The organism is Echinicola shivajiensis, assembly GCF_018642165.1.
Lineage (GTDB): Bacteria > Bacteroidota > Bacteroidia > Cytophagales > Cyclobacteriaceae > Echinicola > Echinicola shivajiensis.
This window is the reverse complement of the sequence record NZ_JAHHZM010000001.1, coordinates 680719-698662: the sequence shown is the minus strand read 5'-3', so window position 1 is coordinate 698662 and position 17944 is coordinate 680719. Positions and strand designations below refer to the sequence as shown.

Here is a 17944-nt window from a genome sequence, read left to right as displayed (position 1 = left end):
GAAAATCAAGAGGCCTCATTAATATTTTTATTTTGAAGTCTTTCTTTGCCTAATCGCTTCGTAAATCATTACTCCGCAAGCCACAGAAACATTAAGACTTTCTATATTTCCTCCCATAGGGATTCTTACAAATTCGTCACTAAGCTGCATTAGCTCATCAGAAATGCCATCTTCTTCTGAACCCATGATAAGTGCTGTGGGAACAGTAAAGTCAGCCTGATACATATCCCTTTCTGTCTTTTCTGTACAACTGACGATGTTTAGCCCCATTCGCTTCAGCTCTTTGACAGCAAAAAACAAGTTTTTGGCCCTACAAACAGGAAGGAAATTAAGTGCCCCAGCAGAAGTCTTTACGGCATCGGAGTTGATTTGAGCAGCTCCCTTTTCCGGAATAAGAATGGCATGTACGCCCGCACATTCTGCTGTTCTGGCAATAGCTCCAAAATTTCTGACATCCGTAATCCTGTCCAGAACCAAGATCATTGGATCTATGCCTTTGGAGAAACATTCTTCGATTACATTGTCCATGGAGGCATACTGGATGGCAGACATATGGGCCACTACACCTTGGTGGTTTTTACGGGTGATTCTGTTGAGTTTGGCTTCAGGAACCCTTACTACCGGAACCCTTTCTTGTTTGGCAAGGCTCAATAGTTCTTTGATAAGATCATTGTTCAGCTCCTTATTGACCAAGATCTTGTCAATGTCTTTTTGGGCATGAAGTGCTTCCATTACCGCTCTGGTACCAAAAATAAAGTCTTTCTCGTGAGCTCCTTTTTCAATCAAAAAGCCATCTTTCCGCTTCTCCATAATGTAATACTTTGGAACCATTCAGGCTGATAAGACCTTGATCGGTTCAGCTTGTAATAATTCGGTGTGAAAATATTTTTTACGCGTGCAAAGGTAAACCTAATTTTTGAATTACTTCCCAATTTGTCGTAAATCCAAACCTCCTTGTCCTTGTCAAAGAAAACGTCTGTCGGCGGTCCCATGATGGTGTAGATCATGCCTCTATCAGTTTTCCATCCATCCTTAAAATCAGTAAAAAGTATATTGGCGAATTCAATCTGCCTAAAGTACTCCCTGATGATGCCCTGCGCTTTTTCGGTGTCTTTGGTTAGGTTCAGCCAGTATTCATCCAAGGCTTTTTTCTTGTCAGAAGCTTCTCTTAAGGCTTCATGTTCGCTCCTAGTTGAAATGTATACCAGCATATCTACCATCTCGTTATAGCTGGATACTCTTGGGAAAGCCTCAGAGGTGGTTTTTACCATAAAACCTGTTTGTCCTGAGGTGTCAGACTGGATAAAGTAATATCCATCATTATTGAATGGTTGAGGTACATTGATAAGGAAATCTCCATTATTGACCACCCTTATGTCCTTAGGCACTGGCGCAGGACGAGTTTCCATTGGAGGCAGAGGGATATCAAAATCCCGGGGATAATAAAAGCTGAAAAGACTTAAAGTTTGATTACTCTTGAAAATCAAAGCTTCCTCTTTGTTGATGAAGTTTTGGTCAAAAGGGATGTCATTTTCGTAATAGGCACCAAAATTGGGGATTTCAGCGACAAAGGGGCTGATTAGATCCGTGTGGTAAACATACTGATCACCTTGTCTCATATCCTTGCAGATGATCACTGCATAAGCTTCTTCTTGGTTCTCTGGAATACTTACCACTTTTTCGAAATAGAAATGCCTGTCTGTATTGTATTTCAGGTCGGAAGAGGTCAGTGGGACAATATTGTTCTCATTGATTTCTTCATCGAAATCCTTAACGATAACATACGAAAAAACATAATCCTCAAAACTGGGGTCTTCCTCAATTTTTTCTATGGGCATTTGAAGCTTGAATTCCCGTTCAGAGATTTTTATGGGAATAATCTTTGGGGACATTCGGGAATATCGTGAGTATCGAAGGTTTTGATCAATGTTTTTTAGACTGCTTTGGGCTTTGGCTGTCCAAGAGCATAACAAGATCAGGGCAAGAGCACCTAGAAGTTTAAAATTTAGTGTCTTTATCTTTATCATCATCCGGTTTTAAAAATTAACCTTATTTTTGTTGAAAATAATAAAATTTTAAATGGCTACCTATACAACGGAAATTGCCTCTGATAAGTTGGTCAGTGACAACCCTATTCATCAACGTTTATTAAAGGCATACATTGCCGCCAAACCCTTAGTAAGTGGAGATTTGCTGGAAATAGGCTGTGGCGAAGGAAGAGGAGTGGAGGTGCTCAGAGAAAATGTGGCCTCTTATCATGGTTTGGACAAAATCGGAGAGGTAATAGAAAAACTTCAACAAAAGTATCCAGATGTGGTTTTTGAACAAGCAGTGATTCCTCCTTTGAGCACGGTGACTTCAGGCACTTATGATACTGTGGTGAGTTTTCAGGTGATCGAGCATATTGAGGATGACCGACTGTTTTTGGAGGAAATCTACAGGGTGCTCAAGCCAGGAGGGAAGGCCATTATTTCTACCCCTAATATCCGTCATACTTTGAGTCGAAATCCATGGCATATCAGAGAGTATACTGGCAGTCAGTTGATCAACCTTTGTGAGGGGATTTTTGATGTAGTGGATGCCAAGGGTATCGGTGGAAATGAAAAGGTTTGGGAATACCATGAAGCCAATAGGAAGTCAGTTCAGAAAATCATGCGTTTCGATATTTTTGATCTTCAGCATAAATTGCCCGCTTCAATACTGAGAATGCCTTATGAAATTCTAAATAGAATGAACAGAAATAAGCTTCATAAACAAGGTGGAGAATCAGTGACCAATATTAGCCATGAAGATTTTTTAGTGGAGAACCATCCGGATAAAGGATTGGATTTGTTTTATATTTTGGAAAAGAAAGGTTGACAGATAACAGGAATGGACTATTCGATTGATCAGGTAGACCCTTCAGAATTCCCCCTTTTGGTGGAAGTTTGGGAGGCTTCAGTGCGTGCTACCCATGATTTTTTGCAGGCCGGGGATATTGAATATTTCAAGCCCTTGATTTTGAACCAATACCTTGGACTGGTGAACCTTGCCTGTGTTCGGGATGAAAATGGCATTCCGTTAGGCTTTATTGGTGTGGCGGATAATAAGGTGGAAATGCTTTTTGTCCATCCCAATGCTATGGGGAATGGTATAGGTAAACAGCTAATGCACCACGCTATCAAAGAACTTCAGTCTTATAAGGTGGATGTTAATGAGGATAATGGGCCGGCTGTTGGTTTTTACCTCCACTTAGGTTTTGAAGTGGTCAGTAGGTCCGAATTTGATCCTATGGGGAAACCCTATCCTATATTGCATATGGAATTGAAGGATGAAATAGATCCCAATGGATTTGCTCCTAAGCAGGCATGACCGCTAGGAGTTGAAGGTTATGTCAAAAAATAAGGGAAAAGATATTGTATGAAAATAAAAAAGCGGCCTAAGCCGCTTTTTTATTTAGTATTATTTAATAATCCAGGAGTTCCCGATGGACCGAGGACAATATCCAAGTTGTTTTGGATTTTGGTGGCCAGTTCATCATAACCTCTTTCTTGCAGTAGCGGTACGAAATAACGCATCATTTCCAAGGAAATCATGGCGTCACGGTCCATTTCTCTTCCTTTGTCCCTATAGAATTTAAGGGTTTCAAAGGATTTTTCAGAGAGCTTTTCAATGATGTCCAAGGCAAGGTCATCTTCACCCATCTCGAAAAGGTATATCACCGATTGACCATTGGCGAGGTCATATGGGACTGCCTCGTTAGGGAATTTTTCCAAGCTCAGTTTTTGAATATCTGCCGCTCTTTCCAAGTCACCTTCACTCAATAAAGCACCTGTAATGGTGTTAAGGGCACTTCTGTGGTTGGAGGTGAACCTTCTATATTCTTCATCGAAGTAATTGTCTGGATTGTCCATGCCTCTGTAAGCAAACTTCTCCATGACATTTTTGTAGGCAAGATCCGTATTGACCAAAAACTCATCTACTGATTCAGGTTTATAAATAGGCAGTAAACGGTAGGTCAGGCCTTCCATTACCACATTATTTTTGAGGTCAAAACCTATAGAAGAGAGGGAGGTGTTATTAAAATAGATAGGCCTTTCCCAGTTGTTGGTGGTAATTAGATCTAGAAGCATAAGGTTGCCCTTGGTCAGGTACCTACCTTTAACCCTAAGGTTCATCTGGCTCAATACTAGATTTTCCATTCCCTCTGGAATGATTCCCTGCTTGATAACTGCCGCAGAGTCAACTTCCAGAATCAAGTTTTTAGACGGAACTTGGTAAACAGGAGTTGAAAAGCTTGAGTTGATTTTAAGAAGGTCACTTTCATTTTTCAAAAGTCTCAAGTATTCTTTGGCTGAGATTGCATTGAGACCTTGTCTTTCATTTACATACAATACGTCGTTGGTTCCTTTCTTAAAGTTCTTTTTCTCCAATGAGAATGGTAGGGCTGCTGATTTGTTAACAGGCCGAGTCATTTGCTCCACATACCAATCAGTGTCGAAATAACTCAAGACGATCACCCGAACATCAGTTCTGAAGCCTTCTACCTCTTGCACATACCATAGCGGGAAAGTGTCATTATCCCCACCGGTAAATAGGATGGCATTTTCTTCACAGGATGCTAAGAAGTTTCTAGCTGAATCGACTGAGAAGTATCTGTCAGAACGATTATGGTCATCCCAGTTTTGGTTGGCCATAAGCATAGGGACAGGGAATGCGATCAAGGTGGCCATGATAGAGGCGACAGCAAAGTTTTTGTTGACTTTCGCGATGGCATGGGCAATGGCCAATACGCCGAGACCTACCCAAATGGCAAAGGCATAAAATGAACCTACATAAATATAATCCCTTTCTCTTGGCTCCACAGGAGGGGAATTCAGGTAGAGTACCAGTACTACCCCCATCATCAAGAATAACATCATGGTGACCCAGAAGGATTTTTGATCATATTTGGCCTGGAAGAATAAGCCAATAATGCCCAATAATAATGGAAGCATCAGGTAATTATTGTGGGCCTTATTTTCTGTGATATATTTAGGGAAATCTTCAAAGGTTGAAAAGAAGGTCATTGCCGGAGCATCTGAATAATCACTTTCCCTGCCTGAGAAATTCCACATAAAATATCTCCAATACATATGCCCCAGCTGGTGGGAGAACATAAAATAGATATTGTCCGCAAAGGTAGGTTCTTCACCTTCTCTTAAGCCCAACTTGGACATATAGATGCGTTTGTGGTTAGGCTGGGTGGAATAAATTCTAGGGAGAATAGTCGTTTTTTCCGGATCGTATTCATTGACAATTCCATAGTCAACGACCTCATATTTGTCTTCTCCTTTGACATAAACAGGATCCCCTTCTTTTTGATCAACGACTTCAGCTGTAAAGTACTGTCCGTGCATTAATGGTCTATAGCCGTATTGCTCTCTTTTCAGATAACTTACAAAGCTTATGACATCTTTGGGGGCATTTTCACTGATTATAGGATCAGCGTTGGCACGAACTACAATTAAAGCATAGGATCCATAACCTATCAAAATAAAGGTAAGTGAAAGTAATATTGTATTTAATATGGCTTGCTTTGATTTGATAGAATAAATCAAAGCGGCGATAAGTGCGCCAAGGAAAATAATTACAAAGAAGATGATACCTGAACCAAATGGGAGCCCTATGTTATTGACAAAGAAGATTTCCAAAGAGCCAGCGATACTAGGCAATCCTGGGATAATAATGTTGTTGATGATTACTAAGGCTACTCCACCAAGTAAAAAAGCAATAATGGCTCCTTTTAGATTCGGAGACTTGAATTTTTTGAAATATACCACCAAGGCCAATGCAGGCAGGGTGACTAGGTTAAGCAAGTGAACACCTATGGAAAGTCCTACTAAGTAGGCGATGAAAATCATATAACGATTTTCGTCTTTCGGATTTTCAATCACATCCCATTTCAAGAATGCCCAAATGACGATAGCGGTAAAAAATGAAGACATCGCGTAAACTTCCGCTTCAACAGCAGAAAACCAGAAGCTGTCAGAGAAGGTATAGACCAATGAACCAATGATCCCAGCTCCCATAATGGCTATGGTGTGCCCCTTACTTTCTTTTCCTTTTTCAAGTTTGAATAATTTGCGTCCAAGCAGCGTGATAGACCAAAAAAGAAAAAGTATGGTAAAGCCGGAAAATAAGGCACTCCCCACGTTCATCCAGTAAGCTACGCTGAGTCCATCACCAAAGGCAAGGAACCCAAACATGCGATAGATCAATAGGAAAAATGGTGCTCCTGGAGGGTGTGGCACTTGTAGTTTGTATGATACGGCGATAAATTCTCCCGGATCCCAAAAACTCGCAGTTTCCTCAATAGTAAGTAAATAAACTAGCGTGGCTAATAAAAATACAATCCACCCCGTAAGGTCATTGACTTTTTTGTAATTGATCATGTTAAATTTACACTGATGTGAATGGCGAAAATAAAAAATAATTCAGGAAATAAGGGGAAATTAACCAATTTTAAAAAAATGAGCGGGTAATGCGGGAAAAGGGAAAGGGGGAAATCCCCCTTAAGTAGATTTTAAGAGGAAATACCCTGTTTTTTGTTCATTTCGTCAACCAATTGTCTTTTTAGTTTACGCTCTCTATCAAGGGTATTCTTTCTATGGTTTTCGAATTCTTCTTTGATTTCCAATAAATCTTTTTGAGTATTAGAAATCACTTTATGACTTCTGGAAAATTTAAAGACAAAGAATGCCAAAGCCAAAGCCAATATGATAATGGTTCCCCACATAATTGTACTATAGGTAGTTTTATATACCTGTAGGCCTAAAATTGAAAAGCTGTCTTTGCTTTCTAGGGCTGCTGTAAGTTCCAGTTGAGCATTTTCAATACCGGTATTCAATTCTTCGATTTTGGACTTTTGATCATTGATTTTTACGTTTTTTTCAATGATTTGATCCTTGAACACACTTAGCGAATCCAGAATGTTAGATTTGATTTTTTCCAGATTAGTCTTTTTGACTACCTTATATTCTTGGTAATTGTTTGAGATGGAATTTAGGTAATCAAATTGGCTTTCAATTGTACCACCATTCAGGGATCTGCTATCTTCAACCTGCTCAGGTGTATTTTGAGCATAAGTGGTAAAGGATAGGGTGATATAAGTGAAAAGTGCTATGATGCTGATTCTCTTCATTTTAATATGTGGTTTGTATTATTTTAGTTGGTTCCTTTTATATTACGAGATTACAGGATTTATCGCAGTTTTAAAAATTTAACCCCCATTAAAAGGGGTTTTTGACCGAAAAAAACTGATTTTAGCCTTTAACTAATTATCTAATCAAAAAACTTGGCGCTTAGTTAAACAAAATTGATGCTAGATATTATTTCATCTAGTAATTTTCTTGTTGCAGGAAATGTTTTAGTGTGATTTTAAACAATCTGTATTTTTTTAAGTGGTTGATCTTATGGTGGCTAACTTGGCTTAAGCATATCGAAATTTTTTTGTTAAAAGTTCAAGGAAACGAAACTATGTGAGGACATATTGCGTTCTCTCCTGAATCCTGAAAATTTTGGAAAATAATTCCAAAAGGAAATAATCTGGTAAAGAGACTTCCGTTATACATGAACGAAATTACGTGGATTCAGCAGAATTAATTCTTGAATGCAGGGAATTCATCGTAATTTTGGAAAAAAATATATATGCAATTCAGTAAATACCTTTTAATTGTTTTGGTCTTTCTTACCACTGTAGCCTATGGTGGGCAGATTCCTGCTGATTCCACAGGGCTAAAAGGAAATCAAGAGTATCTTTTGCTTAACAAGGGGCTGCAATTTCGTATCACAGAGGCGATCAATAGTATGTATGATTTCGACTTTGAAACAGCCGAGAGGGGGTTTGCTGTAATGAGTTATAATTACCCCAACCATCCGCTGCCTTACTTTTTGATGGGGCTAAGCCAATGGTGGAAGATTATACCGGATACTGAAAATAAGCAGTACGATGACCTTTTCTTTAAGTTTATGGATGAAACCATAGCGAAAGCGGAGGATTTGTTGGAAGAGGATGCAGGCAATAAAGAGGCTACATTTTTTCTTGCAGCTGCTTATGGTTTCAAGGGGCGTTTGTTAAGTGAGCGCGAAAGCTGGACGGCCACTGCTTTTGCAGGTAAGAATGCACTGAAGTATATGGAAATGAGCAAAGGAGAGGAAGAGCTTAGTCCGGAGCTGTTGTTAGGTGATGCTTTGTATAATTACTTCTCCGTTTGGATTCCTGAAAACTACCCTTTGCTTAGGCCTGTGATGTCCCTGTTTCCCAAAGGGGACAAGGCACTGGGGCTTCGTCAGTTGGAGGAAGTGGCCAAAAATTCCTTCTATGCGAGAGTTGAGGCACAATATTTTCTTTTCAGGTTATATGCATCTGAGGAAAAACGACCATTTGACGCACTCCAGATAACAGACTATTTGCATAATAAATATCCCCACAATCCTTATTTCCATAGGTTTTATGCAAGGCAGCTTTACGCTTTGGGCAGGGAGGCGGAAGCCAAAGAGGTTTCTGAGGAAATCCTGGAAGCTATTGAGAATGGCAAAACAGGCTATGAGGCAAATAGTGGAAGGTATGCGGCTTTTTTTGTCGCCCAATTCTACCATAAGAATAATAGGCTAAATGAGGCGAAAAAGTATTATATCAAAACTGCTGAGTTTGGGGAGGAGTCCGAAAATCAGGAAAGTGGATATTATCTGTATGCCTTATTGAATTTGGGAAAAATTTCTGCCAAGCAAAATAATGAGGAAGAGGCAAAAGAATACCTCAAAAAAGTGAAGAAATATGCTAAAAGAAAACATCCCGTTCATAAGGAAGCCAGAGATTTTTTGAAAAAGAATAAACTTTAAATAAAGATTGGTCGTTCTCTATTGTGTTAATCAGGAGATAATTTGAAAATTCATTATTTAATATTGTTAATCAGTGGAAAAGTTTTAAATATTTAGAGGAAGAATTAACAATATTTTGCATTCACTATCGTTTTTTGTAGTGAATTGTTTTAAAATAATCTGAAAATATATTACCTTTGCACGACATAAAATTCTGCAAATACTATAGAATATGGATAATAGCATAAAAGTAAAATTCGACAAAATTGACCGCAAAATCCTAGAAATACTCCAGGCAAATGCGAAAATTACCAATGCTCAACTTTCTAAGGATATTGGTTTATCTCCGGCTCCTACTTTGGAGCGTGTAAAAAAATTGGAGCAGTCTGGAATTATCAAAAGTTACCATGCTAAGCTTGATCCCGAAAGAATAGGTTTGGGTGTAAGTACTTTTGTTTTGGTTAGCTTGATTGGTCATAATAAAGCTAATATTGATGCCTTTATGAAGGAAATCGATGCGGTTCCAGAAGTGATCGAGTGTCATCATATTACTGGTACAGGTGATTTTATCTTAAAGATTATTTCTAAAGATATCACTTCTTATCAGAAATTGATGTTGGAGAAGGTGAGTGAGATCAAGGAAGTGGATTCTATGCAATCTATGGTTATCCTTTCTACCTTCAAGGACAGCAAAGTTTTGCCAATCCCTATGTAAGATAAAATATTAATGATATTAGAGGGTGGCTTTTTGGTCACCCTTTTTTTTTGATTGATCTTTACAGTTATGGAAGGAAATCCCTGGAAAACAAAAAGTAAAAAGACTATATATTCCAATCCCTGGATTGAGTTGGAAGAACATGAGGTGGTTACTCCTGGTGGTAGTGATGGGCTTTATGGGAAAGTGAAATTCAAGAACAAGTGTATGGCTATTGTTCCTGTGGACAAAGGATTAAATACCTGGTTGGTTGGTCAATACAGGTATACCATAGATGAGTATAGCTGGGAAATTCCAGAAGGAGGAGGGCCGATAGGTGAGGGCTTGTTGGATAGTGCCAAGCGGGAATTAAGAGAGGAGACAGGGCTAAACGCTGAAAAGTGGACTGAGGTGATGCGGTTTCATACATCGAATTCAGTTACTGATGAGGAGGGCTTTGCTTTCTTGGCTGAGGATTTGAGTTTGGGAGAAACCGAACATGAGGATACTGAAGATATTCAAGTTAAGAAGTTGCCGCTCAAGGAAGCCTTGGAAATGGTGATGTGTGGAGAAATAACTGATGTGATCAGTGCGGCAGTCTTGCTTAAGGTGGCTAGAATGCTAGGTGTGTAATTATTTTGTATTAACCCGAAGAGGTGGTTAGGTGCATTAAGAAAAGAATGCCAATTATGCTGAGGCGATTAAATTTTAAAGAACATTTTTCAAGAACCTATTATTTGGCTTATCCAGTAATGCTAAGTCAGCTTGGTCAGGTAATGGTAGGTGTAGCAGACAGCGTGATGGTTGGGCGCCTAGGTGCGGTTCCATTGGCTGCAGCCTCATTGGCAAATAGTATATTCTTTGTGATCATGATGTTTGGTACCGGTGTTTCCATGGCTATTACTCCCTTAGTGGCAGCAGCGGATGGGGAAGGGAAACCAAGGATGATCACAAGAATCTTTAACCATGGGTTTGCCATCAATGGTTTTACTGGGATATTTCTTTTTTTGGTGATTGTGATGGCCGCACCATTATTGTACCATATGGAGCAGCCAGAAGAAGTGGTGGAGCTTGGAATTCCCTTTTTGGGGATTATCAGTATGTCTTTGATTCCACTGATGTTTTTCCAGACTTTCCGTCAATTTGCTGAAGGACTCAGTCAGACAAAGCAAGCAATGATGATTACGGTTTTTTGTAATCTTATTAATGTTGGATTGAATTGGTTGTTGATTTATGGCAATCTAGGTTTTCCTGCCATGGGGTTAAATGGGGCAGGTTGGGCTACTTTGATTTCTAGGGTGTTGATGCTATTGATCATGTGGTATTTTGTCTGGTACTCCAAGCGATTCAAAGCTTATCATATTAAGTTCAATTTTAGAAAATTATATTTCCCTATGTTCTCAAAGATGTTGAAACTGGGCTTGCCCACAGGTTTTCAATTTGTCTTTGAAGTAGGGGCTTTTAGTGCGGCTGCTATAATGATGGGCTGGATAGGTGTAAATGCCTTAGCGTCCCATCAAATTGCTATTAATTTAGCTTCAATAAGCTATATGATGGCTTCTGGGCTTTCTGCAGCTGCAACAGTCAGGGTGGGGAATCAGTTGGGAAGAAAAGATATTAAAACCCTTCGCGAAGCTGGGTTTACTATTTTTGGGATGGTAGTAATATTTATGAGTGTTTTTGCCATTCTCTTTATATCATTAAGGAACTATCTTCCGCTTTTGTACATAGATGATGTACAGGTTGTAGAGGTCACAGCTAGCTTATTGATTATTGCAGGTTTGTTTCAGCTATCTGATGGGATTCAGGTGGTAGGCTTAGGGGCACTTAGGGGTATGGCAGATGTAAAAGTGCCCACAATTTTTACATTGATAGCTTATTGGGTGATCGCATTGCCTCTAGGATATTTGTTAGCCTTTCATTGGGGGCTGGCGGAGAGAGGTGTATGGTTTGGCCTTTTGATAGGATTGACCATTACAGGGGCTTTACTGTTGTCAAGATTCAATAAGTTGAGCTTAAGATTGTTGTATCAGCAAAAGAAAATGGCTCAAAAGGCATAAAGCTTGTTTCAGGGCTTGAATATTTGAATATAAAATTGGGTTAGAATGGAGAGTACCGCTGTTTTGTTTTATATTCACGACATTATTATTTGTTTATAACCCAACCAACCATGAGTACAATGCAAGAAATGGCCCGAACTTCAGCCTTTTCCAGAACCACCATAACAGAATTGATGATTCCTTCATATGCCAATTTCGGTGGTAAAATACACGGAGGAATATTACTTTCATTAATGGATAAAGTGGCCTATGTTACAGCCAGTAAACATAGCGGTGGCTATTGTGTAACTGTTTCGGTGGATACAGTTGATTTTTTACAGCCAGTAGAAGTTGGTGAGTTGGTTTCTTTAAAAGCTTCTGTTAATTATGTGGGAAACAGTTCGATGATTGTTGGTATTAAAGTGATTTCCGAGGATGTTAAGACTGGAAAAATCAAGCATACCAATACCTGTTATTTTACTATGGTGGCAAAAGGTGAGGATGATAAGCCTTGCAAAGTGCCTAAACTTATTTTGGAAACACCTACCGATGTCAGACGGTTTGTAGAAGCTATCTACAGGCGCAAGTTCAAGCAAAATTATGAAACCAATCTCAGTGAAATTAAGGCAAATTGGGATAAGCAGGATATAAATGCCTTGCTCAAAGACCAAAGATGCATTAACCAGGTTGCTGGTCAGGTTTGATGTCAGGTTTTCTGATTAGTAAGAAGAGAAGTGCAATGATTGCTCCGGCAGTGCCTATCATAAATACTTCAGGGAAGTTTTCGCTTTTATTGGCATAGATCCAGCCAGATGCCAATGCGCCTATACCAATGCCTGCCTCCAATGCAATATACATGGTTGCTAATGCCCGGCCTCTGTAGTCAGGCAGCGAAAGGTCAATGGTCCAGGCTGCAATGGTCGGGGAGGTCATGCCTATAGCAAAACCAAAGAGGATACCGGAAAATAAAAGCATTTCGCTGGAGTTACTGAAAGAAATGGCTGTCATGGCTGATGCCAGGCAGAGAGTAGCTAGTTTCAATACGGGGATTCTGCCGTATTTGTCAGAGGCTCTTCCTGCTAGTAGTCTGATAACTAATGAGCTGAGGGTGAATACTGCAAAGAAAATGCCTTTGTTTTGAATTTCGAGGTAAGCTGAGAAATCAGGTATGATGGTCAGTACAATGCCAAAAGAAAGGTAGCTGAAGAACAATACAAATGTGGGAGGGAACACCCTTTTTTCCAGTATCTCATTTTTCTTCAGGTAAATATGTTCAAGCTGCAATTTTTCCTTGTGGGGGATAGTTTCTTTTAGCTTGATCAATAATAAAATAGATATGGTAGCTACTGCTGATGAGCAGTAGAAGAGTGGGGTAATACCATAGATTTCACCAATAAGACCTCCAAAGGCTGGACCTGCGGCCATTCCCAAGGAACTGAAAAGCGATTGTAGCCCCATGGCTTCTCCACGTCTATTAAAAGGGACAATGTCGGCTACATAGGCTGCAATGCCGGTAGGGGTGAATCCCGTGCTAAATCCATGAAAAAACCTTAACAGAAGAAAGCCTGCCACACTACTGATCAAAGGGTAGAGTAAGCTGACTACGAAACATACAGCAGCTCCAAAGATCATTACAGGAACCCTGCCGATCTTGTCGGCAAGTTTGCCGCTAAAAGGTCTGGACAATCCTGCTGTCAGTGTAAATAATGAAATAATCAGCCCTTTGTATTCTTCTCCTCCCAAGCTGCTAAGGTATTCTGGAAGCTCTGGAATAACCATGTTGAAGCTTGCAAAAAACATGAATGAGCTTAAGCAGAGCTGCAAGAACTGTAAGGTGAAAAATGGAGGGATGAATTTTCTTGTTATCATTAGAGCAAGGGCAATAAATAGAAAAGCACACCAGTATACAACCGGTGCGCTTTCAAATCATTTGATGATAGAATGATATTAATTGTCACTGGCCTCTTCTTCACTTTGGGCTAAAAGATAAGCTTTGATGAATTCATTTAGACCTCCATCCAGTACGGATTGGACATCTGAGGTTTCATGACCTGTACGGGCATCCTTGATCAGTTTATAAGGATGTAGTACATAGTTTCGGATTTGGGATCCAAAATCAATTTTCATTTTTCCAGCCTCGATTTTTGCTCTTTCAGCATTGCGTTTTTCCATCTCCAATTGATAAAGACGGGATTTAAGCATTTGCATTGCCTTTTCCCTATTGGCAAGCTGAGAGCGTTCGATCTGACACACTACTACTATACCGGTAGGTTTGTGAGTGAGCTGAACCTTGGTTTCCACTTTGTTGACGTTCTGGCCACCTGCACCTCCAGATCTGGAAGTGTGTAATTCAATATCAGATGGGTTGATGTCTATTTCAATGGAATCATCTACCACAGGGTAAACATAAACGGAGGCGAATGAAGTGTGACGCCTGCCCCCACTGTCAAAGGGAGAAATCCTTACAAGTCGATGGACCCCAATTTCCGATTTCAAGAATCCATACGCCAATGGACCTTCAAACTCAAGGGTAACGGATTTGATTCCTGCTACTTCACCTTCTTGCAGATCAACTTCTTTGACCTTATAACCGTTCTTCTCTCCCCACATGATATACATCCTCATAAGTATGGAGGCCCAGTCATTACTCTCTGTGCCACCCGCTCCCGGGTTGATTTCCATTAGGGCGCTAAGCTGGTCTTCTTCACCGCTAAGCATTTTTTTGAGCTCTAGGTCTTCTATCTCATCAAGGGCTTTTTGATAGTCCCTTTTGATTTCTTCCTCTTCCACATCTCCAGCCGTATAGAACTCATGCAATACCTCTAAATCCGTGACGAGGGTCTCCGCTTTTTCATAGGCGGAGGTCCAGGCTTTTCTGGATTGGATTTGCTTCATGGTTTTTTCGGCCTCAGTAGGGTCGTTCCAAAAATCAGGTTGGGCAGATACTGCCTCGAAATCTTCTATTTCTGCTTTCTTACGATCGTAGTCAAAGATACCTCCTTAAGGCCGTGATACGCGCCTTCAAGTCTTTCAACTGGTCTGATGTCATAAAATATTGGTTTAAATTTATTTTGAAATGCGAATTTCGGTAAATTTTATGGGTTTACCTAATCCCTAATCAAGGTACTATTTAGGTTTCTTTGCCAATCATGTTTAAAGCTATTAAAGCCTTATTGATCAATTGGGTCTGGGTTGTCGATATCTAAATAGATGATTTGGATTTTGTTCCGGCCCTCATTTTTAAAGTACTTCTTTTTGAGCTTGGAGAGAATGAAACTACTGGCCAAAAGGGCGCCTGATATGATTAAGCCCCCTTTGGAGTAGCTCAAGCTTCCTTCCTGATAAAGACTGTTGATGGTTTCAGCAGTGAGCAAAAGACCTGCCGCAGCTGCCGTCAAGGTGCTTAACGCTTTAATAGTCCTATTTCTTTCATCAGTATATCGAACATCCACGACTTCAATGTTTTCTGGCCTGATGATGTTTTCGCTTAATACAACAAAATCCCTTGTGATTTCGGTGATTCTATCATCCATGAAGTAGCCGACTCCTTTTGGTTTGTAGGTGATCGGATCACCCTCATTGTATACAATTCTGGATTTTTGCTTGCCTCCTTTTTGTAAAATCAAATAACGTTGGGCTTCACTTTGCCCAAGGCCTAGACTTAAGTAAAAAAGAATCAATAAACATATGGAGGCGTAGTGGGACTTTTTCATCATACTAAAAATAATAATCAGCCTTTAATAGTTGGGATGCGTTTTTACCATTTCTATTAAAGTAGCAAGATAATATAAAAGGCTTTCCCCATTCTGAAGAAAGCCTTTTGAAAATGGTTGTTTTTTAAACTTTAATGATCCAACCGTGGGTGTCTGCTATCCTTCCGTATTTTAAAGCATCTAGCGTTTCCAATACTTTATGGGAGAATGCTGTAGCAGGTTTCTCCGGCAAAATATAATCTTGACCACCTACATGGATTCTGTCAATATGAGCAATGGTTGCAGCAGTTCCAGTGCCAAAGGCCTCTTGAAGCTTGTTGGTTTCCAATGCCTCTTTTAACTCAGTAGTAGAAAGAAATCTCTCCTCTACTTTCAGCCCCATTTCATTTGCCAAGGTCAGAACTGAATCCCTGGTGATTCCTTTCAAAATGGTCCCTTTTGTGGTAGGAGCTGTGATCAATATATCGTTAATAATGAACATCACGTTCATTGTTCCACTCTCTTCAATGTTTTCATGATTCTTGCCGTCTGTCCACAGTAATTGATCATAGCCTTGCTCTTGGGCCAATAGGGCAGGGTAAAGAGAACCAGCATAATTCCCGGCGGCTTTTGCTTGACCAGTTCCACCCTCAGCAGCTCTGGTGTATTTTGTCTCCACTTTCACAGATACAGGTTTGGCATAATAATGACCAACCGGACAAGTGAAAATCATGAATTTGTAAGTTTTGGACGGTCTGATACCTAAGTAATCATCCGTGGCAAAAATAAACGGTCTAATATATAAAGAGCATCCCGCTTGGTCAGGAACCCAGTCTCTGTCTACTTCAAGAAGTTCTCTAAGTCCTTCCATGAAAATCTCTTCTGGAAGCTCAGGTATACACATTCTTTTTGCAGACTCATTTAGCCTTCTTTGGTTGGCGTCAGCTCTGAATAGTAGGATTTCATCATTTTCGTTTTTGTAGGCCTTTAATCCTTCAAAGACGGATTGTCCATAATGTAGGGTAGCATTCGCTGGATTGAGTTCAAGTGGAGCATAAGGTTCGATGCTGAAGTTCTTCCACTCACCATCTACATAATCAGCCACAAACATATGGTCGCTCATTATCTGACCGAATGAAAGATTTTCAAAGTTAGTCCCGGCTAATTTTGAATCGTTTGTTTTCGTAATTTGGATGTCAATTGTCTTGTTCATGGTTTTAAACTCTAGGTTCCCACGTAACTTCTCCTACTTCTAATTCCTGAGAAATAACTCTTCCTATAACGAATAGATAATCGGAAAGTCTATTTAAATATTTAATTATTACTTCTTCAACTGGCTCAACCTCCATTAATGCGATCACATTTCTTTCTGCCCTTCTACATACCGTACGGGCTATATGGGAAAATGATACGACAGTGTGCCCTCCAGGTAAAATGAAATGTTTCAGTGCTGGTAGGGTTTCCTCCATTTTATCGATTTCATTTTCTAATCTAAGGATGTCCTCTTCCAGTATGTCAGGCTTTTTAACACCTTTTTTGTTAGGTTCTGTTGCTAAGGCAGCACCTATGGTAAACAATCTATCTTGAATCTCTTTTAGAAACTCACTACGAGATTGATTGATTTCTTGGTCTCTTAGTAAACCTATATAGGCATTAAGCTCATCAACAGTGCCGTATGACTCTATCCTAATATGAGCTTTTGATACGCGCTTTCCTCCAAGTAAGGATGTAAGTCCTTTGTCCCCTCCCTTAGTATAAACTTTCATTTAAATATACTTTTACTTTTGATAGTTTTACTTTACAGGCTAACCCGTTCTTTTACAGGGAAAACAAAACACTGCGAATACCTGTTCTAACCAATAAATCGAAAAGCAAAATTAAGCATTAACTTTTGATTTTTATAGCCTTATTCAGTGACAACTTGAAAATTATTTGTTGTGGGCTTGGGGTTGATTTCATCTGATTCGACCAGTCCATCTCTTAACCTGACAATGCGGTGTGCGTAATGGGCAATGTCATCTTCGTGAGTTACCATGATAATGGTGTTTCCTTTTTGATGAAGCTCATGAAAGAGGTTCATGATGTCATATGAAGTCTTTGTGTCTAGGTTACCTGTAGGCTCATCGGCAAGAATGATACTGGGGTCGTTGACCAGTGCACGGGCAATGGCAACACGCTGCCTTTGTCCACCTGAAAGCTCATTTGGCTTGTGGTTTACACGGTCATCCAAGCCAACACTTTTTAAGGCCATATAGGCTTTGTCCTCTCGCTCGGATTTATTGAAGCCAGCATAAATAAGCGGCAAGGCGACATTTTCAAGGCATGTAGCCCTGGGTAATAAGTTAAAAGTTTGGAAAACAAAACCGATTTCCTTGTTTCGAATTTCTGCGAGTTCATTTTCTGTCATGTCGCTGACATCCTTATGGTTCAAAATATACTTACCTGCAGTAGGGGTGTCCAAACATCCAATGATGTTCATCAAGGTGGATTTTCCTGATCCGGAAGGCCCCATGAAAGCCACATATTCTCCCTTTTCAATGTCGATGGAGACAGATTTTAAGGCCTTAACCTGCTCAGCCCCCATGATATATGTCTTCTTGATCTCGTTTGTTTCAATGATTTTCCCCATGATAAAAATGTTATTTGTTCTTTCCCTAAAGATACAGTTTTAAAGGAAA

Annotated in this window: 17 protein-coding genes; 7 read left to right on the top strand and 10 right to left on the bottom strand. The window is 39.8% G+C overall.

All coding sequences use genetic code 11. The features are described 5' to 3' along the window. Positions 1-27: 27 nt before the first annotated feature. Both rlmB and KMW37_RS02835 read right to left on the bottom strand, forming a co-directional pair. Entirely contained in the window at positions 28-810 is a 783-nt protein-coding gene (rlmB, locus tag KMW37_RS02840) for a 23S rRNA (guanosine(2251)-2'-O)-methyltransferase RlmB (RefSeq protein WP_215223074.1), read from the bottom strand. Continuing rightward, on the bottom strand, positions 783-2030 hold the full coding sequence (locus KMW37_RS02835; protein WP_246581298.1) for a GWxTD domain-containing protein: 1248 nt from the start codon (positions 2028-2030) through the stop codon (positions 783-785). Before KMW37_RS02835 ends, rlmB begins: the two co-directional genes overlap by 28 nt. 49 nt (positions 2031-2079) lie before the next feature. On the opposite strand from KMW37_RS02835, the gene KMW37_RS02830 reads away from it, so the two are divergent. Then, positions 2080-2859: a class I SAM-dependent methyltransferase gene (locus KMW37_RS02830; RefSeq protein ID WP_215223073.1), complete on the top strand. Its 780-nt coding sequence runs from the start codon at positions 2080-2082 to the stop codon at positions 2857-2859. A gap of 12 nt (positions 2860-2871) precedes the next feature. Further along, entirely contained in the window at positions 2872-3351 is a 480-nt protein-coding gene (locus KMW37_RS02825) for a GNAT family N-acetyltransferase (protein ID WP_215223072.1), read from the top strand. 80 nt (positions 3352-3431) lie between these two features. Here the strand turns inward: KMW37_RS02825 and KMW37_RS02820 are convergent, their stop codons facing one another. Both KMW37_RS02820 and KMW37_RS02815 read right to left on the bottom strand, forming a co-directional pair. Next, positions 3432-6413, bottom strand: coding sequence for a glycosyltransferase family 117 protein (locus KMW37_RS02820; RefSeq protein ID WP_215223071.1), 2982 nt, complete (start codon positions 6411-6413; stop codon positions 3432-3434). A gap of 131 nt (positions 6414-6544) precedes the next feature. Beyond that, positions 6545-7162: a hypothetical protein gene (locus KMW37_RS02815; protein WP_215223070.1), complete on the bottom strand. Its 618-nt coding sequence runs from the start codon at positions 7160-7162 to the stop codon at positions 6545-6547. Between the two features lie 506 nt (positions 7163-7668). Between KMW37_RS02815 and KMW37_RS02810 the strand changes: the two genes are divergently transcribed. The 5 genes from KMW37_RS02810 to KMW37_RS02790 all read left to right on the top strand — a co-directional run bounded on the left by KMW37_RS02810 (position 7669) and on the right by KMW37_RS02790 (position 12278). Beyond that, on the top strand, positions 7669-8862 hold the full coding sequence (locus KMW37_RS02810) for a tetratricopeptide repeat protein (RefSeq protein ID WP_215223069.1): 1194 nt from the start codon (positions 7669-7671) through the stop codon (positions 8860-8862). Positions 8863-9073: 211 nt separating this feature from the next. Then, positions 9074-9556, top strand: coding sequence for an Lrp/AsnC family transcriptional regulator (locus tag KMW37_RS02805; protein WP_186756194.1), 483 nt, complete (start codon positions 9074-9076; stop codon positions 9554-9556). A gap of 69 nt (positions 9557-9625) precedes the next feature. Beyond that, entirely contained in the window at positions 9626-10168 is a 543-nt protein-coding gene (locus tag KMW37_RS02800) for an NUDIX domain-containing protein (RefSeq protein ID WP_215223068.1), read from the top strand. Positions 10169-10224: 56 nt separating this feature from the next. Further along, positions 10225-11595: an MATE family efflux transporter gene (locus KMW37_RS02795; protein ID WP_215223067.1), complete on the top strand. Its 1371-nt coding sequence runs from the start codon at positions 10225-10227 to the stop codon at positions 11593-11595. Positions 11596-11705: 110 nt separating this feature from the next. After that, positions 11706-12278 carry an acyl-CoA thioesterase gene (locus KMW37_RS02790; protein ID WP_215223066.1) on the top strand — a complete coding sequence of 191 codons (573 nt, stop codon included), beginning with the start codon at positions 11706-11708 and terminating at the stop codon, positions 12276-12278. Here the strand turns inward: KMW37_RS02790 and KMW37_RS02785 are convergent. The 6 genes from KMW37_RS02785 to KMW37_RS02760 form a co-directional block, all read right to left on the bottom strand. Then, the gene (locus KMW37_RS02785) at positions 12253-13443 is read right to left on the bottom strand and encodes an MFS transporter (RefSeq protein ID WP_215223065.1); all 1191 of its coding nucleotides are present in this window, start codon (positions 13441-13443) and stop codon (positions 12253-12255) included. The genes KMW37_RS02790 and KMW37_RS02785 overlap by 26 nt on opposite strands. Positions 13444-13521: 78 nt before the next feature. Next, positions 13522-14623 (bottom strand): peptide chain release factor 2 gene (gene prfB, locus KMW37_RS02780; protein WP_215223064.1). Its coding sequence is split into 2 segments (ribosomal slippage): positions 13522-14562 and positions 14564-14623, totalling 1101 coding nucleotides; the frame shifts between segments, so codons are not numbered across the junction. A gap of 121 nt (positions 14624-14744) precedes the next feature. After that, positions 14745-15290, bottom strand: a complete 546-nt coding sequence (locus tag KMW37_RS02775) for a hypothetical protein (protein ID WP_246581297.1) — start codon at positions 15288-15290, stop codon at positions 14745-14747. A gap of 121 nt (positions 15291-15411) precedes the next feature. Further along, a complete protein-coding gene (locus KMW37_RS02770) occupies positions 15412-16479 on the bottom strand; it encodes a branched-chain amino acid aminotransferase (protein WP_215223063.1) in 1068 nt (355 codons plus the stop codon). A gap of 4 nt (positions 16480-16483) precedes the next feature. Next, positions 16484-17032, bottom strand: a complete 549-nt coding sequence (locus tag KMW37_RS02765) for a cob(I)yrinic acid a,c-diamide adenosyltransferase (RefSeq protein WP_215223062.1) — start codon at positions 17030-17032, stop codon at positions 16484-16486. A 140-nt stretch (positions 17033-17172) separates the two neighbouring features. Then, entirely contained in the window at positions 17173-17895 is a 723-nt protein-coding gene (locus KMW37_RS02760; protein WP_246581296.1) for an ABC transporter ATP-binding protein, read from the bottom strand. Positions 17896-17944 lie beyond the last annotated feature (49 nt).

What these genes read in the sequence shown, in the direction of transcription:
- KMW37_RS02820 (WP_215223071.1), bottom strand. Translation starts at nt 6,413, where the DNA reads ATGATCAATTACAAAAAAGTCAATGACCTTACGGGGTGGATTGTATTT.
- KMW37_RS02810 (WP_215223069.1), top strand. Translation starts at nt 7,669, where the DNA reads ATGCAATTCAGTAAATACCTTTTAATTGTTTTGGTCTTTCTTACCACT.
- KMW37_RS02805 (WP_186756194.1), top strand. Translation starts at nt 9,074, where the DNA reads ATGGATAATAGCATAAAAGTAAAATTCGACAAAATTGACCGCAAAATC.
- KMW37_RS02770 (WP_215223063.1), bottom strand. Translation starts at nt 16,479, where the DNA reads ATGAACAAGACAATTGACATCCAAATTACGAAAACAAACGATTCAAAA.
- KMW37_RS02775 (WP_246581297.1), bottom strand. Translation starts at nt 15,290, where the DNA reads ATGATGAAAAAGTCCCACTACGCCTCCATATGTTTATTGATTCTTTTT.
- KMW37_RS02790 (WP_215223066.1), top strand. Translation starts at nt 11,706, where the DNA reads ATGAGTACAATGCAAGAAATGGCCCGAACTTCAGCCTTTTCCAGAACC.
- KMW37_RS02835 (WP_246581298.1), bottom strand. Translation starts at nt 2,030, where the DNA reads ATGATGATAAAGATAAAGACACTAAATTTTAAACTTCTAGGTGCTCTT.
- KMW37_RS02795 (WP_215223067.1), top strand. Translation starts at nt 10,225, where the DNA reads ATGCTGAGGCGATTAAATTTTAAAGAACATTTTTCAAGAACCTATTAT.
- KMW37_RS02785 (WP_215223065.1), bottom strand. Translation starts at nt 13,443, where the DNA reads ATGATAACAAGAAAATTCATCCCTCCATTTTTCACCTTACAGTTCTTG.
- KMW37_RS02800 (WP_215223068.1), top strand. Translation starts at nt 9,626, where the DNA reads ATGGAAGGAAATCCCTGGAAAACAAAAAGTAAAAAGACTATATATTCC.
- KMW37_RS02815 (WP_215223070.1), bottom strand. Translation starts at nt 7,162, where the DNA reads ATGAAGAGAATCAGCATCATAGCACTTTTCACTTATATCACCCTATCC.
- rlmB (WP_215223074.1), bottom strand. Translation starts at nt 810, where the DNA reads ATGGAGAAGCGGAAAGATGGCTTTTTGATTGAAAAAGGAGCTCACGAG.
- KMW37_RS02765 (WP_215223062.1), bottom strand. Translation starts at nt 17,032, where the DNA reads ATGAAAGTTTATACTAAGGGAGGGGACAAAGGACTTACATCCTTACTT.
- KMW37_RS02830 (WP_215223073.1), top strand. Translation starts at nt 2,080, where the DNA reads ATGGCTACCTATACAACGGAAATTGCCTCTGATAAGTTGGTCAGTGAC.
- KMW37_RS02760 (WP_246581296.1), bottom strand. Translation starts at nt 17,895, where the DNA reads ATGGGGAAAATCATTGAAACAAACGAGATCAAGAAGACATATATCATG.
- KMW37_RS02825 (WP_215223072.1), top strand. Translation starts at nt 2,872, where the DNA reads ATGGACTATTCGATTGATCAGGTAGACCCTTCAGAATTCCCCCTTTTG.